The organism is Streptomyces sp. NBC_01261 (assembly GCF_036226385.1).
Taxonomy (GTDB): domain Bacteria; phylum Actinomycetota; class Actinomycetes; order Streptomycetales; family Streptomycetaceae; genus Streptomyces.
The window spans coordinates 7925058-7938883 of sequence record NZ_CP108463.1; the positions used below are offsets into that span (position 1 = coordinate 7925058).

Sequence of the window (13826 nt, forward strand, 5' to 3'; positions counted from 1 at the left end):
ATGGGTCGAGCTGGTTGATCGGGCGGAGGGGGCTGAAGGGTCGGATCCAGCTGAACCGCCCGCAGTGGCGGCGGTCGCGGCGCCTGCGGCACCCGGCGGAACGGGTTGAACGGGCCGAACCGGCTGATCCGGCCGGCTCCGCAGAGCGGCCCGAAAAGCCCGGTTCGGCGGGGTCTACCGGATCGGCACTGTGCGGTTATGGGTCGTATATTCTGCCCATAACAGCACAGAACGGGAGCGCTCGTGGAGATTCTTGCCTTCGGCGTCCAGGCCGACGAGAAGCCGCTGATCGAGAGGGCGTTCGCCGGGCGTCACGAGATCCGCTGTCTGGGCGTCTTCCTCGACGAGGACACCGCGCCGATCGCCGCCGGGCACGAGATCGTCTCCACCAGTGTCAACGCCGACCTGAACCCCCGTGTCCTCCAGACCCTCGCGGCCGGCGGCACCCTGCTCATCGCCCAGCGCTCCACCGGCTTCAACAACATCGACCTCGACGTGGCCGAAGGCCTCGGCCTCACGGTCGCCCGCGTCTCCTCCTACTCCCCGTACTCCGTCGCCGAGTTCGCCTGGACCCTCGCGACGGCCGTGAACCGCCGTATCGTCCGCGCGGCGACCCGCACCCGCGACTTCGACTTCCGGCTCGACGGTCTGATGGGCCGCGACCTGCGCGGTCGTACCGTCGGAGTCCTCGGCACCGGCAAGATCGGCGAGGCGTTCACCCGGATCGCCCACGGCTTCGGGATGCGTCTGCTCGGCTGGGACGTCACCGAGAACCCGGCCTGCGTGGAACTCGGCATGGCCTACGTCCCCAAGGACCAGCTCCTCGCCGAGTCCGACCTCGTCACCCTGCACGTCCCGCTGATGCCGGCCACCCAGCGGCTCATCGACGCGGACGCCCTGAAGCTGATGAAGGACGACGCGATCCTGGTCAACTCCAGCCGCGGCGGCCTGATCGACACCGCGGCCCTCGTCGCCGAACTCCGCGAGGGCCGCTTCACGGGCGTGGGACTGGACGTCTACGAGGCGGAGGCGGGCCTGTTCTTCCTCGACAAGTCCCTGGAGGCCGTCGACGACGACACCCTGGCCCGCCTGGTCACCTTCCCGAACGTCCTGGTCACCTCCCACCAGGCGTACTACACCCAGGACGCCGTCACCCAGATCATCGACGCCACCGTCCGAAACGTCCTCGACTACATGGCCGGCCGTCGCTCCGAGAACGTGCTCGTCCCGCGCAACTGACCCATCAACTCCCGTACGACGGCGGCCCCGTTGAGCGTCAGCACCGACTCCGGATGGAACTGGACCGACGCGAAGCCAGGAGCCCGCACAGCGTGCACCTCCCCGGTCTCGCTCCGGCTCACCTCGACCTCGTGCGCGGCCAGCTCACCCAGCGCCTCGTCGTCACACCGCGCCACGAAGCTGTTGTAGAAGCCGACGGTCTCCTCCCGCCCGAACAGGTCGATCACCGTCTGCGCCCCCTGGTACGGAACCTCCTTCCGTACGATGTCCAGGCCCAGCTCCGCCGCGATCAGCTCGTGTCCGAGGCACACGCCGAGGACGCCGTGCCGGTTCGCCCGGAGGACCTCGGCGGTCAGCGCGCGCAGGAACCGCATCTTCGGGTCGGCCGTGTCCGAGGGGTCGCCCGGCCCGGGGCCCAGCACCACGGGCCCCTCGTGCGCGAGCACCGCCTCCCGCAGCCCCTCCTCGTCGTACCGCCGGACGGTCACGTCGAGCCCGCTCGACCGCAGCACATGCGCCAGCATCGCCGTGAAGGTGTCCTCCCCGTCCACGACCAGCGCGTGCCCGCTCAGTTCCTCGGACCGCTCCTGCATCCGCAGCCAGAAGGGGGCCAACGAGGAACGCCGACCGTCGAGCGCGGCACGCACGCGCGGGTCGTCGGCCAGCCGGGGGCGGGCGTCCTCGTTCCGCGGCCGGGACGGTCGTACGCCGAGCGCCGCCAGGACCCCCGCCGCCTTCGCGTGGGTCTCCGCGACCTCGCTCGCCGGGTCCGAACCGCGGACCAGGGTGGCGCCGACCGGCACCCGCAGCCGCCCGGCCGGGTCGATGTCGGCGGTGCGGATGAGGATGGGGGAGTCGAGGGTCTGGGCGCCTCCGGAGTCGCGGCCGAGCAGGGCCAGCGCACCGGCGTAGTAGCCGCGCCCGCCGACCTCGTGCCGCTCGATGACCCGGCAGGCGTTCTGCACGGGCGAGCCGGTGACGGTCGCCGCGAACATCGTCTCCTTCAGGACCTCGCGCACGTCCAGCGAGGACCGGCCGCGCAACTCGTACTCGGTGTGCGCGAGATGGGCCATCTCCTTCAGCCGAGGCCCGATCACGACCCCGCCCATGTCGCCGACCGTGCACATCATCTTGAGCTCCTCGTCGACGACCATCGACAGCTCCTCGATCTCCTTGCCGTCGGCGAGGAAGGAGAGCAGATGCTCGGGCGTCGGCCCCTCGGCCGGATACCGGTACGTCCCGCTGATCGGGTTCATGACCACGGTCCCGCCGGACATCCGGACGTGCACCTCAGGGCTGGCCCCGACCAGCGTCCGCTCGCCCGTGTGCACGACGAACGTCCAGTACGCGCCCCGCTCCCCGACCAGCAGCCGCCGGAACAACGCCAGCGCCTCGGCCCTGCCGTACCCCGGGATCTCGCCCTCGTACGTCCGCCGGATGACGAAGTTGGCGCCCTCGCCCCGCCCGATCTCCTCCCGCAGCACCCGCCCGACGATCTCGCCGTAGGCCTCGTCGTCCACGTCGAAGCCACCGCCCTCGACCCGCACGTCGTGCGCGGGCAGCTGTGCCAGCGCGTCGGCGAGCGGGATCTCGTACGACTCCTCGGGCGTGAGGAAGGCCAGGGGCGTGCCGTCGTCGCGGACGTCGAAGCCGCGCTCGCGGATCTGGCGGTAGGGGACCAGGGCCAGGCCCTCGGCCGGGAGGTCGGCGAGGCGGTGGTAGGAGGCGACCGGGCCGAGCATGACCTCGATCACGTCCTGGTCGTGGCCCGGGGTGCGACGGCGCAGCAGGGCGAACGGGCGGGGATCGCGGAGCAGGTCGTCCAGATGCATGGGTCCTTGGTTCCTTCTCGTGGAGAGGAACGGACCCCGGACACACCGAAGGCCGCCCCTCGGGCGGCCTTCGCGGAGTACTGGGAGTACGCGCAGTCAGTGGGCCGCCGGATGAGCGGTCCACCACCAGTTACGGGTCGAATGCGCGAACATGGGGGGCACCATACCCCACGCGCACCTGAGCGTGAGGGTGTCTCACCTGTCGAGCCGCGCGAAAATAGCTCGACACGACCCCGTAATGTTGAGGGCGTGACCGTGAACGCTAAGACCAGCGCCAGCGCTGGCAACACCTGGCGAGACCTGCCCGCGGCGCAGCAGCCCGAGTACCCCGACACCGAGGCTCTGCGCGCAGTGATCGCGGACCTTGAGTCGTATCCGCCGCTCGTCTTCGCGGGCGAGTGCGACCAGCTGCGCGCCCGGTTGGCGGCCGTCGCCAAGGGAGAGGCGTTCCTCCTCCAGGGCGGCGACTGCGCCGAGGCCTTCGACGCGGTGTCGGCCGACCACATCCGCAACAAGCTGAAGACCCTGCTCCAGATGGGCGCCGTCCTCACGTACGCCGCCTCCGTGCCGGTCGTGAAGGTCGGCCGCATCGCCGGCCAGTACTCGAAGCCGCGCTCCAAGGGCACCGAGACCCGTGACGGCGTGACCCTGCCGACGTACCGCGGCGACTCGGTCAACGGCTTCGCCTTCGACGAGAAGTCCCGTATCCCGGACCCCGAGCGCCTGAAGCGGATGTACAACGCGTCCGCGTCCACGCTCAACCTGGTCCGCGCCTTCACCACCGGCGGTTACGCCGATCTGCGCCAGGTGCACGCCTGGAACCAGGACTTCGTGAAGTCGTCCCCGTCCGGCCAGCGCTACGAGCAGCTCGCGCGCGAGATCGACAGCGCGCTGAACTTCATGCGGGCCTGCGGGACGGACCCGGAGGAGTTCAAGACCGTCGAGTTCTACTCCTCGCACGAGGCGCTCCTGCTGGACTACGAATCGGCCCTGACCCGGGTCGACTCCCGCACCGGCCGGCTCTACGACGTCTCCGGGCACATGGTGTGGATCGGCGAGCGCACCCGTCAACTGGACGGCGCGCACATCGAGTTCGCCTCCCAGATCCGCAACCCGATCGGCATCAAGCTCGGCCCGACGACGACCGCCGAGGACGCGCTGCAGTACATCGAGCGCCTCGACCCGGACCGCGAGCCCGGCCGCCTCACCTTCATCGTGCGGATGGGCGCGGACAAGGTCCGCGACAAGCTGCCCGAGCTGGTCGAGAAGGTCACCGCGTCCGGCGCGACCGTGGCGTGGATCACCGACCCGATGCACGGCAACACGTACGAGGCGGCCTCCGGTCACAAGACCCGCCGCTTCGACGACGTGCTCGACGAGGTGAAGGGCTTCTTCGAGGTCCACAAGGGCCTCGGCACCCACCCGGGCGGCATCCACGTGGAGCTCACGGGTGACGATGTCACCGAGTGCGTGGGCGGCGGCGACGAGATCTTCGTCGACGACCTGCACCAGCGTTACGAGACGGCCTGCGACCCGCGTCTCAACCGCAGCCAGTCGCTTGACCTGGCCTTCCTCGTCGCCGAGATGTACAGGGACCAGTAGCCGTTTCGCCTGTTACAGCAGTGTGCCGTGGGGCGGGGATCACATACGATCCCCGCCCCACGGCACTTTTGCGGCTCCTGCGCGGCGGGTAAGGTTAGGTTAGCCTCACCGATTATCGGGATGGCACGACGACCTTCGATCCCGCCCGGGAGGTGACCCGCGTGTACGTCTGCAACTGCTTCGGTGTGACCGAGGCGCAGGTGGCGAAGCACGCGGAGGGCGGTGCCTGCACCCCCCGGCAGATCGCGTCGGCCTGCAAGGCGGGCACCGACTGCGGGTCGTGCGTACGCCGTATCCAGGCCCTGCTGGGCCGGGGCGCCTGTCCGCGCCGTGAGGCGGCCGACCAGGGCGAGTCGATACTCACCGAGCTGACCGGAGTGGCCGCGATGGCCGATCTGGAAGACGCTGCCTAGCAGGCTCTAGCTGGGCTGCTCGATCTGCTGCGCGATGTACAGCGCCTCGCCGAGCTGCTCGATCAGCTGGAGCTGTGTGTCGAGGTAGTCGATGTGGTGCTCCTCGTCCTCAAGGATGTCCTCGAAGATGTTGGCCGACGTGATGTCGCCCTTCGTGCGCATCACCTCGATCCCGCGCTTGAGGCGGTCGATCGCCTCGACCTCCACCTGCCGGTCCGCCTGGAACATCTCGGTGACCGTCTGGCCGACCCGGACGTGGAACAGCCGCTGGTAGTTCGGCAGGCCGTCGAGCATCAGGATGCGCTCGGTGATCTTGTCCGCGTGCTTCATCTCATCGATGGACTCTTCACGCGTGTACTTGGCGAGCTTGGTCCAGCCGTTGTTGTCCTGGATGCGGTAGTGCAGCCAGTACTGGTTGATCGCGGTCAGCTCGCCGGTGAGCTGCTCGTTCAGGAATTCAAGGACCTCGGGGTCGCCCTGCATCGCAGAGGCTCCTTCCAAAAACGGGGGGAACTGGCGGGTTGCGCCGCATGATTGCACCGGCGCGAAGACGTCGTCCAGTAAGTGCATGCTTAGTAGGAGTTGCCCTAATCCGCCCAGAGCCGGTCATGTGCACCGCCCCCGGTCTGTCAGGATGGAGTCATGGGTCAGAGAGGGGTCGAACAGTCCGAGCTTCCGCCGGGCCAGCGGCTCCAGCGCGGCTGGCCGGTCACGCACTACGGCCCGGTGCCCAAGTTCCGCCCCGAGCGCTGGGAGTTCAGGGTCTTCGGCGCCACGGCGGACGGCGACAAGCACTGCTGGAACCACGACGAGTTCACTGCCCTGCCCTACGACTCGGTAGTGGCCGACCTGCACTGCGTCACGAAGTTCAGCATGCTCGGCGCCGAATGGGGCGGCATCCCCGCCCGCACGATCCTGGACACCGCCCCGCCCGCGCCGACGGTCACGCACGTCATGGTCTGGGCCGAGTACGGCTTCAGCGCCAACCTCCGCCTCGCCGACTTCGCCGCCGACGGCACCATCTTCGCCACCCACAAGGACGGCGAACTCCTCACCGCGGAACACGGCTTCCCGCTCCGCCTGGTCGTCCCCCACCTGTACGCCTGGAAGGGCCCGAAGTGGGTCCGGGGCGTCGAGTACATGACGGCGGACCGGCGGGGGTTCTGGGAGGAGCGCGGATATCACAACGTGGGCGATCCCTGGCAGGAGCAGCGGTACTCGTACCAGGAAGGACCCGGCGAGGGCCCGGAGCTGTAAGCCCCCGCGGGGGTTGTGAGCCTCTCGGGGCTACGCGTCCCGGAGCTTCTTCAGCCGCTCCACGTCCGCCGCGTGTCCTTCCTTGCCGCCGGGCGTCTCGATGATCAGCGGTACGCCCGCGGTCGCCGGGTGGGTCATCAGGGCGCGGAACGGATCCTCGCCGATATGGCCGGAGCCGATGTTCTCGTGCCGGTCCTTGTGGGCGCCGACGACGTCCTTGGAGTCGTTGGCGTGGATCAGTTTCAGCCGCCCCTCGCCGACCGTGTCCACCAGCAGGTCGAGGGTCTGGTGCATACCGCTCGGGCCGGTCAGGTCGTGCCCGGCGGCGAAGATGTGGCACGTGTCCAGGCACACGCCCAGCTTCGGGTGGGCGTCCAGTGCCTCGAAGTACGGGCCGAAGTCCCAGGTCCGGGAGCAGAGGGACGAGCCCTGCCCGGCCGTCGACTCCAGGAGCAGGAACGGGTCGTCGTCATGGGTCAACTCGTCCAGCAGCGGCAGCAGATGCTCCCGCACCTGGGCCAGCGCCACCGACCGCTCCCGACCGCCCGTCGCGCTCCCGGTGTGCACGACGACACCGAGCGCGCCGATCTCCCGCCCGCGCCGCAGCGAGTGCCGTAGCGAATCGACGGACTTCTCCACGGTGGCCTCGGTGTGCGAGCCGAAGTTGATCAGGTACGGGGCGTGCACGTACGCCGGGATCGACTCGGCCTCGCAGACCGCGCGGAACTCCTCGTCCTGGCGCGGGTTCCCGACCGGTGTGGCCCAGCCGCGCGGATTGGCGACGAAGACCTGCACGGTCTCGGCGGCCAGCTCACGGGCGTAGGACAGGCCCACGGAGTGGAGGCCGCCGGCGACCGGGACATGGCCGCCGACCGGGTTGCGGGAGGGGAACTCGGGGGCGCTGGAAGGGGACTCGCTGCTCACCCGTCCAGGGTGTCACGCGCGCGTGCCGCCCCCGTCACCGGATGGTGATCGTGATCGTCGACCCCTTGGCGGCCTGTTCGCCCGCGTCCACGGACTGGCCCTTCACGGTGTCGCCGAACAGACCGAGCAGGCCCCGGTCCTCCTTCACCTTGAAGCCGGACTGCTCAAGGAGCTTCGTCGCGGCGTCGACGCTCGCGCCGACCACGCTCGGGACCTCGACCATCTCCGGGCCCTTGGACAGGGTCAGCGTCACCGTGTCGCCCTCGGCGGCCTGGCCGTCGCCGGCCGGGGTCTGCTGGGCGACCTGGCCCGCGTCGTACTCCGAGGTGATCTCGGTGTCCGACACCGTCACCTTCAGGCCGGCTTCCTGGAGGTCCGACTTCGCGTCGTCCAGGTCCTCGCCGGTGACGTCGGGCACGTCGATCGCGCTGCCCTTGCTGACGGTCAGGGCTATCGCCGAGCCCGCGTGGCGCTTGGTGCCCGCCTGCGGGTCCGTGCTGATCACGAAGCCCTTGGGGACGTCGTCGCTGAACTCCCTGGTGACCATGCCGGCCGCCAGCCCGTCCTGCTTCAGCAGGGTCTGCGCCTTGGTCAGGCGGGTGCCCGTCAGGTCGGGGACGTTCACGGTCTCCGGGCCGTCCGAGACGGTCAGGGCCACCGAGTCGTTGTTCCGGATGCGGGCGCCGGACTCCGGGTCGGTGCTGATGACCGTGCCGCGCTTCACGGTGTCGCTGTACTCGTGGTCGACCTTCTTGACGTCGAGACCGGCGTCCTCCAGCCGCTCCCGCGCCTGCGCCTCGGTCTTCGCCAGCAGCGGCGGGACCTTGGTGAACTGGCCGGAGTTGATGTACCAGACCCCTGTCCCGACCCCGACGATCAGCAGCAGGGCGGCGACGATCGCCAGCAGCCCGCGCCGGGGCCGCCGTGCCTCGCGCCGCCGGGGCGGCAGCGGCGGCCCGCTCTCGAACCGGCTGGTCCGGTTGAACCGGTCACCGGGCTCGTCGTCCTCGTTGACCGGCAGCGGACGCGGCACGGTCAGCGAGCGCGGGATCACACTCGTACGGTTCTCGGCGTTGGGATGCTCCACGGTCAGCGCCTGCGGCGGCACCGCGTCCAGCTGCTCGGTGCTCAGCCCCGACCGCGCCTCGCGGACCAGACCGAACAGCGCGACCGCGTCGTACGGCCGCAGGTCGGGGGTGCGCGCGGTGGCGGTGGCGACCAGCTCGTCCAGCTCGTACGCCAGCCCCGGCACCTGCGCCGAGGGCGGCGGGACGTCCTCGTGCAGGTGCTTGTAGAGCACGATCGCGGCGGAGTCCCCGTCGTGCGGCTTCTGGCCGGTGAGCATCTCGTACAGGACGACACCGCACGCGTACACGTCGACCCGGGGGTCGGCGGTGCTGCCCTCGATCTGCTCCGGCGCGAGATACGACACCGTGCCGAGCACGGCCCCCGTGGTGCTGGTGTTCGTGTCGACGGACCTGACCAGCCCGAAGTCGGCGACCTTGACCCGGCCGTCGTCCCCTATGAGCACGTTCTCCGGCTTCATGTCCCGGTGCACGAACCCGGCCCGGTGCGCTGCGCCGAGCGCGGCCAGCACCGGCTCCAGGATGTCCAGCGCGGCCCGCGGCTGCAGCGCCCCGCGCTCGCGCAGCACGTCCCGCAGGGTGCAGCCGGCGACGTACTCCATCGCCAGATAGACGTACGACCGGTCGGCGCCCTGGTCGAAGACCTGCACCACGTTCGGATGCGCCAGCCGCGCCACGGACTTCGCCTCGCGGATGAACCGGTCCACGAAGTGGGCGTCGGCCGCCAGCGTCGGGTGCATCACCTTGAGCGCGAGAACCCGGTCCAGGCGGGTGTCCACGGCCCGGTAGACCGTGGCCATCCCGCCGACGGCGATCCGCGCGTCGACGCGATAGCGGCCGTCGAGCAACTGCCCGACGAGAGGGTCATGAAGGGTCGTATCCACGCAGGTGAGTGTACGAGCCAAGGCTGAAAGGGCAGCCTTTTCGCCCGGTTTCGAGGCGGTACTGCAGCCGACCTGTGACGGATACCTCATGGTGGAGCGGGTGTCCGAGGCCGGGCTGTGCGGCTCGGCGGGTGGTGCGTGGGCGGGAGATTCAGAAGGCGGGGCGTTCCGGGTCCAGGCAGGCCACACCGGTTGTCGGGGAGGACGCCTCGGCGAAATGCCGGCGGGGGATACGCCCCGCCCGGAACGCCAGCCGGCCCGCCTCCACCCCGCTCCGCATGGCCGACGCCATCAACACCGGCTCCTGCGCCCGCGTCACCGCTGAGGCAAGCATCACACCGGCACACCCCAGCTCCATCGCGAACGCCGCGTCGGACGCCGTACCCGCCCCCGCGTCCAGAATCACCGGCACGCGCGCGTGCTCGGTGATCAGCTGGAAGTTGTGCGGGTTGCGGATCCCGAGCCCGGACCCGATCGGCGACCCGAGCGGCATGACGGCCGCACACCCGACGTCCTCCAGCTTCCGCGCCAGCACGGGATCGTCGTTCGTGTACGGCAGCACGGTGAAGCCGTCGTCGACCAAGGTCTCGGCGGCGTCGAGGAGTTCGATCGGGTCGGGCAGCAACGTGCGCTCGTCCGCGATCACTTCGAGTTTGATCAGCGCGGTCCCCAGCGCCTCCCGCGCCAGCCGCGCCGTCAACACCGCCTCGCCCGCCGTGAAGCAGCCCGCGGTGTTGGGCAGCACCTGGATGCCGAGCCGCTCCAGGACAGACAGCACCGAGCCGTGCACGGAAGCGTTGACGCGCCGCATCGCGACCGTCGTCAGCTCCGTACCGGAGGCCACCAGCGCGCGCTCCAGGACGTCGAGGCTGGGCGCACCGCCGGTGCCCATGATCAGCCGGGACGTGAAGGACGTACCACCGAGGAGGAAGGGGTCGTCGGCCATGGGTCAGCCTCCTTGGACAGCGGTGAGGACCTCGACGCGGTCTCCCTCGGAGAGGGACGTCGATTGCCACTCCGCGCGCGGGACGACGGTTTCGTTGAGGGCGGCGGCCACACCGGAGGGAGCCGGGGTGAGGGACCGTACGAGCGCGTCCAGGGGCGTGCCGGGAGCGACCTCCTGGTGTTCGCCGTTGACGGAGATGTTCATGCGGGCTGCTCCACGAGGTCCGTGCGGGCGAACCGCTTCGGGGTGAACGGCCGTGCCTCGTCCGGGAGTTCACCGGTGCTGAGCGCGTGCGCCAGGGCGTCGCCGGTGACCGGGGTGAGCAGCACGCCGTTGCGGTAGTGCCCGGTGGCCAGCAGCAGTCCCGGCAGGGCCGTCGGGCCGAGCAGGGGTGCGTTGTCGGGGGAGCCGGGGCGCAGTCCGGCCCGGGTCTCGGTGAGCGGGAGTTCGGTGATCCCGGGCACCAACTCGTGGGCGTCGCGCAGCAGTTCGTAGACGCCGCCGGCCGTCACGGTGGTGTCCCAGCCCAGTTCCTCGCTGGTGGCGCCGACGACCAGCTCGCCGTTCTCGCGCGGCACCAGGTACACCTGGCTGCCACGCACCACGGCCCGCACGGTCCGGCTCAGGAACGGCGCGTGACGCTCCGGCACGGTCAGCCGCAGCACCTGCCCCTTCACGGGCCGTACGGGCGGCAGGACGTCGTTCGGGACCCCCTCCAGCTGTCCGCTGAGGCTGCCGCCCGCGAGCACCACCTGGTCCGCGGCGAGGGCGACGTCCTCGCGCGTGACGACCCCCGTGGCGCGGTCCCGCCCGACCGTGAGCCGCTCGACCCAGGTCCGGTGGAAGACGACCCCGGCGCGCTCGCAGGCGGCCACCAGCGCGCCCGCCAGCCGCCGCGGGTCGACCTGGTGGTCCCCGTCGACCCTGAGCCCCCCGCGCACGCCGGGCGCGAGCATCGGCTCCAGGCGTCGGCACTCGCGCCCCGACAACCACTCGGAGTCGAGCCCCGACCGGTGCTGCAGGGCGTGCAGTTCGCGCAGATGGGCCCGGTCGTCTGCGTCCAGGGCGACGGCCAGCGTGCCGCAGCGGCGGTAGCCGAGGTCGAGGCCGGTGAGGTCGGTCAGCTCGGCCGCGAAGTCCGGGTAGCGGTCCGCCGAGGCCAGGTTGAGGGCGAGCAGGGTCTGCTCGCCGTGGTGGAGCTCGGTGACGGCGGCCAGCATCCCGGCGGCCACCTGGGCGGCCCCGCCGCCCGGCTCCGGGTCCAACACGGCCGTGGAGAAGCCGCGTTGGGCCGCGCGCCAGGCTGTGACCAGGCCGATGATCCCGCCCCCGACGACGAGGACGTCTGACGTACGTGTAGGCATGGGCGTCCAGCCCCTCCCTTCGCCGGCATGACCCGGATCAGGTTCGTACGGTCGGAGGCCGCCAGCCTCCCTCTCAGCCCGGTACGTCCGGACTCCCGCGAGTGCTTTACTCGGCCACCCTAGCCCGTGCTTTGTGCGCCAGTAAGGGAGCCTTCGTCCATGGCCCGCTCGCTCGACGGTCTCGTCCTCGCCCCTGTCGCGGACCAGGCCCCAGGTCAGGTCGGTACGCGCACCCGGTTCGCGTACCACGAGGAGGACGGCGAGATCTGGGCCGAGTACGCGGGCGGCGACGTCGTACGGGGGCGTCTCGTCGGCACGCGCGCGGGGGACCGGATCGACTTCCGGTACGTGCAGTTGAAGACGGACGGGACGACGTCCTCCGGGCACTGCGTGTCCGAAGTGGTCGAGTTGCCCGACGGCCGCATTCGCCTCGACGAGTCCTGGGAGTGGGAGTCCCAGGAGGGAAACGGGACCAGCACTGTGGAACAGGTCACCTGACGCGCCCGCTGACTGACGAATTGTCAGGTGTCTATGGTGATCGAGTGAGCGAGCAGACGCGGGACCAGGGCACGGTGGCAGGGCGGCGCGTGGTCGTCGTCGGCGCGGGCATGGCCGGGGTGCAGACCGCGGTCGCGCTACGGGAGCAGGGCTTCACCGGCACCGTCACCCTGATCGGCGCGGAACCCCATCAGCCGTACGACCGGCCCCCGCTGTCCAAGGCCGTGCTGCTCGGCAAGGCCGAGGGCTCCGCCTTCGACGTCGACTTCGAGGCGCTCGGCATCGAGGTGCGGCTGGGGCGCGAGGTGGTGGGCGTGCGCCCGGCCGACCACGAACTGGACACCGCCGAGGGCCCGGTGCCCTACGACGTCCTCGTGCTCGCGACCGGTGCCGAACCGATCCGGCTGCCGGGCGCCGACGGCATTCCCGGCGTGCATCTGCTGCGCACCCTGGACGACGCCGAGCGGCTGCGGCCGGTGCTCGCGCGGCAGCACGACATCGTGGTGGTCGGCGCGGGCTGGATCGGCGCCGAGTTCGCCACGGCCGCGCGCGAGGCGGGCTGCGCGGTGACCGTCGTGGAAGCCGCCGACCGACCGCTCGCGGGGGCGCTGCCCGCCGAGGTGGCCGCGCCGATGGCCGCCTGGTACGCCGCCGCCGGAGCCTCGCTGCGGACGCACGCACGCGTGGCGCACGTCGAACCCGGCGAGGTGGTCCTCGACGACGGCTCACGGCTGCCCGCGGGCGCCGTCGTGGTCGGCATCGGCGCCCGCCCCGCCACCGCCTGGCTGGCGGGCTCCGGCATCGAACTGGGCGCGCACCGCGAGGTCCTGGCGGACGCCGGGCTGCGCACCTCGGTGCCGGACGTGTACGCGGTCGGCGACTGCGCCTCCTTCCCCTCGGGAAGGTACGGCGAGCGCCTTCTGGTCCACCACTGGGACAACGCCCTCCAGGGGCCGCGCACGGTCGCCGCGAACATCGTGGGCGAGATCCCGGCGCTGTACGACCCGGTGCCGTACTTCTGGTCGGAGCAGTTCGGCCGCTTCGTCCAGTACGCCGGCCATCACGCGTCCGCCGACACCACCCTGTGGCGCGGCGACCCGGCCAACCCCGCGTGGAGCGTCTGCTGGCTGCGCGAGGACCGTCTGGTGGCCCTCCTCGCGGTCGGCCGCCCCCGTGACCTGGCCCAGGGCCGCCGCCTGATCGAGTCGGCCACGCCCATGGATCACGCACTGCTAGCCGATGCTTCTCTGCCGATGAAGGCGGCTATCGCCTAGTTCGTCCCCCGGGTCGGACCGGCCCGACTTCCGACTGTCAGTCCGGGATGGCACGCTGTTTACGTGACCGAGATTGACGCAAAGATCGATGCTCTCGTCCCCGCCTGGCTCACGCTGCCCGACATCGCAGAAATGTTCGATATCGAGGTGACACGCGTGCGGCAGCTGGTCAAGGACGGCCAAGTCATCGCCGTACGCCGTGGTGAGAACCGCGCGCTGCACGTCCCCGCCGCCTTCATCGACGGGGTCGAGCAGAAGGTCGTCAAGGGCCTCACGGGGACCCTGACGCTGCTGCGGGACGACGGCTTCTCCGACGAAGAGATGCTCGAATGGCTCTTCACCCCCGACCCCAGCCTGCCCGGCACCCCCGCGCAGGCGCTGAGTGAGAATCGCGGCACGGAGGTGAAGCGCCGCGCCCAGGCGCTCGCCGTCTGACCCGCACGACCGACCGCTGTACGGGCCGCGGCGACGCGAGGGCCTGCCTGAACAGGCCCTGCCCGCGGCCCGT

General features: G+C 70.8%; 15 protein-coding genes and 1 riboswitch. Of the genes, 7 read left to right on the forward strand and 8 right to left on the reverse strand.

All coding sequences use genetic code 11. From position 1 onward, the window contains the following. Positions 1-243: 243 nt before the first annotated feature. Positions 244-1239, forward strand: a complete 996-nt coding sequence (locus tag OG226_RS35340) for a 2-hydroxyacid dehydrogenase (RefSeq protein ID WP_328683853.1) — start codon at positions 244-246, stop codon at positions 1237-1239. On the opposite strand, the gene OG226_RS35345 is transcribed toward OG226_RS35340, so the two are convergent. Both OG226_RS35345 and OG226_RS51680 read right to left on the reverse strand, forming a co-directional pair. Then, on the reverse strand, positions 1191-3071 hold the full coding sequence (locus OG226_RS35345; protein ID WP_329351126.1) for an anthranilate synthase family protein: 1881 nt from the start codon (positions 3069-3071) through the stop codon (positions 1191-1193). The two genes, OG226_RS35340 and OG226_RS35345, sit on opposite strands and share 49 nt — an antisense overlap. 96 nt (positions 3072-3167) lie before the next feature. Next, on the reverse strand, positions 3168-3236 hold the full coding sequence (locus OG226_RS51680; protein WP_366494400.1) for a trp operon leader peptide: 69 nt from the start codon (positions 3234-3236) through the stop codon (positions 3168-3170). Positions 3237-3320: 84 nt separating this feature from the next. Here OG226_RS51680 and OG226_RS35350 point away from each other — a divergent pair, with 84 nt between their 5' ends. Both OG226_RS35350 and OG226_RS35355 read left to right on the forward strand, forming a co-directional pair. After that, the gene (locus tag OG226_RS35350; RefSeq protein WP_266767826.1) at positions 3321-4673 is read left to right on the forward strand and encodes a class II 3-deoxy-7-phosphoheptulonate synthase; all 1353 of its coding nucleotides are present in this window, start codon (positions 3321-3323) and stop codon (positions 4671-4673) included. A gap of 152 nt (positions 4674-4825) precedes the next feature. Further along, positions 4826-5086, forward strand: coding sequence for a (2Fe-2S)-binding protein (locus OG226_RS35355; protein WP_078623126.1), 261 nt, complete (start codon positions 4826-4828; stop codon positions 5084-5086). Between the two features lie 6 nt (positions 5087-5092). Here the strand turns inward: OG226_RS35355 and bfr are convergent, their stop codons facing one another. After that, the gene (gene bfr / locus OG226_RS35360) at positions 5093-5569 is read right to left on the reverse strand and encodes a bacterioferritin (protein ID WP_019062355.1); all 477 of its coding nucleotides are present in this window, start codon (positions 5567-5569) and stop codon (positions 5093-5095) included. Between the two features lie 159 nt (positions 5570-5728). On the opposite strand from bfr, the gene OG226_RS35365 reads away from it, so the two are divergent. Then, entirely contained in the window at positions 5729-6343 is a 615-nt protein-coding gene (locus OG226_RS35365) for a sulfite oxidase-like oxidoreductase (protein WP_033284432.1), read from the forward strand. 30 nt (positions 6344-6373) lie between these two features. Here the strand turns inward: OG226_RS35365 and OG226_RS35370 are convergent, their stop codons facing one another. The 5 genes from OG226_RS35370 to thiO form a co-directional block, all read right to left on the reverse strand. Next, positions 6374-7267: a deoxyribonuclease IV gene (locus tag OG226_RS35370; RefSeq protein WP_328683856.1), complete on the reverse strand. Its 894-nt coding sequence runs from the start codon at positions 7265-7267 to the stop codon at positions 6374-6376. 34 nt (positions 7268-7301) lie between these two features. Beyond that, entirely contained in the window at positions 7302-9236 is a 1935-nt protein-coding gene (gene pknB / locus OG226_RS35375) for a Stk1 family PASTA domain-containing Ser/Thr kinase (RefSeq protein WP_329351127.1), read from the reverse strand. A 151-nt stretch (positions 9237-9387) separates the two neighbouring features. Beyond that, positions 9388-10182 (reverse strand): thiazole synthase, encoded by a 795-nt coding sequence (locus OG226_RS35380; RefSeq protein ID WP_329351128.1) that lies wholly within the window; start codon positions 10180-10182, stop codon positions 9388-9390. A gap of 3 nt (positions 10183-10185) precedes the next feature. Further along, the gene (gene thiS, locus OG226_RS35385) at positions 10186-10386 is read right to left on the reverse strand and encodes a sulfur carrier protein ThiS (protein WP_329351129.1); all 201 of its coding nucleotides are present in this window, start codon (positions 10384-10386) and stop codon (positions 10186-10188) included. Further along, on the reverse strand, positions 10383-11546 hold the full coding sequence (gene thiO / locus OG226_RS35390) for a glycine oxidase ThiO (RefSeq protein WP_329351130.1): 1164 nt from the start codon (positions 11544-11546) through the stop codon (positions 10383-10385). Before thiO ends, thiS begins: the two co-directional genes overlap by 4 nt. Then, positions 11544-11655: riboswitch (TPP riboswitch) on the reverse strand. (Overlaps the previous gene by 3 nt.) A 50-nt stretch (positions 11656-11705) precedes the next feature. On the opposite strand from thiO, the gene OG226_RS35395 reads away from it, so the two are divergent. From OG226_RS35395 to OG226_RS35405, 3 genes are all read left to right on the forward strand, one after another. Beyond that, positions 11706-12044, forward strand: a complete 339-nt coding sequence (locus tag OG226_RS35395; protein WP_329351131.1) for a hypothetical protein — start codon at positions 11706-11708, stop codon at positions 12042-12044. A gap of 44 nt (positions 12045-12088) precedes the next feature. Next, positions 12089-13318, forward strand: a complete 1230-nt coding sequence (locus OG226_RS35400) for an NAD(P)/FAD-dependent oxidoreductase (protein WP_328683862.1) — start codon at positions 12089-12091, stop codon at positions 13316-13318. A 63-nt stretch (positions 13319-13381) separates the two neighbouring features. After that, complete coding sequence (locus OG226_RS35405; RefSeq protein ID WP_328683863.1) at positions 13382-13753, forward strand: Rv2175c family DNA-binding protein; 372 nt, start codon at positions 13382-13384, stop codon at positions 13751-13753. Positions 13754-13826: the final 73 nt, after the last annotated feature.

Excerpts from the sequence above, each read along its gene's own strand:
- OG226_RS35345 (WP_329351126.1), bottom strand. The coding sequence starts at position 3,071 with ATGCATCTGGACGACCTGCTCCGCGATCCCCGCCCGTTCGCCCTGCTG.
- bfr (WP_019062355.1), bottom strand. The coding sequence starts at position 5,569 with ATGCAGGGCGACCCCGAGGTCCTTGAATTCCTGAACGAGCAGCTCACC.
- OG226_RS35365 (WP_033284432.1), top strand. The coding sequence starts at position 5,729 with ATGGGTCAGAGAGGGGTCGAACAGTCCGAGCTTCCGCCGGGCCAGCGG.
- OG226_RS35380 (WP_329351128.1), bottom strand. The coding sequence starts at position 10,182 with ATGGCCGACGACCCCTTCCTCCTCGGTGGTACGTCCTTCACGTCCCGG.
- thiS (WP_329351129.1), bottom strand. The coding sequence starts at position 10,386 with ATGAACATCTCCGTCAACGGCGAACACCAGGAGGTCGCTCCCGGCACG.
- thiO (WP_329351130.1), bottom strand. The coding sequence starts at position 11,546 with ATGCCTACACGTACGTCAGACGTCCTCGTCGTCGGGGGCGGGATCATC.
- OG226_RS35395 (WP_329351131.1), top strand. The coding sequence starts at position 11,706 with ATGGCCCGCTCGCTCGACGGTCTCGTCCTCGCCCCTGTCGCGGACCAG.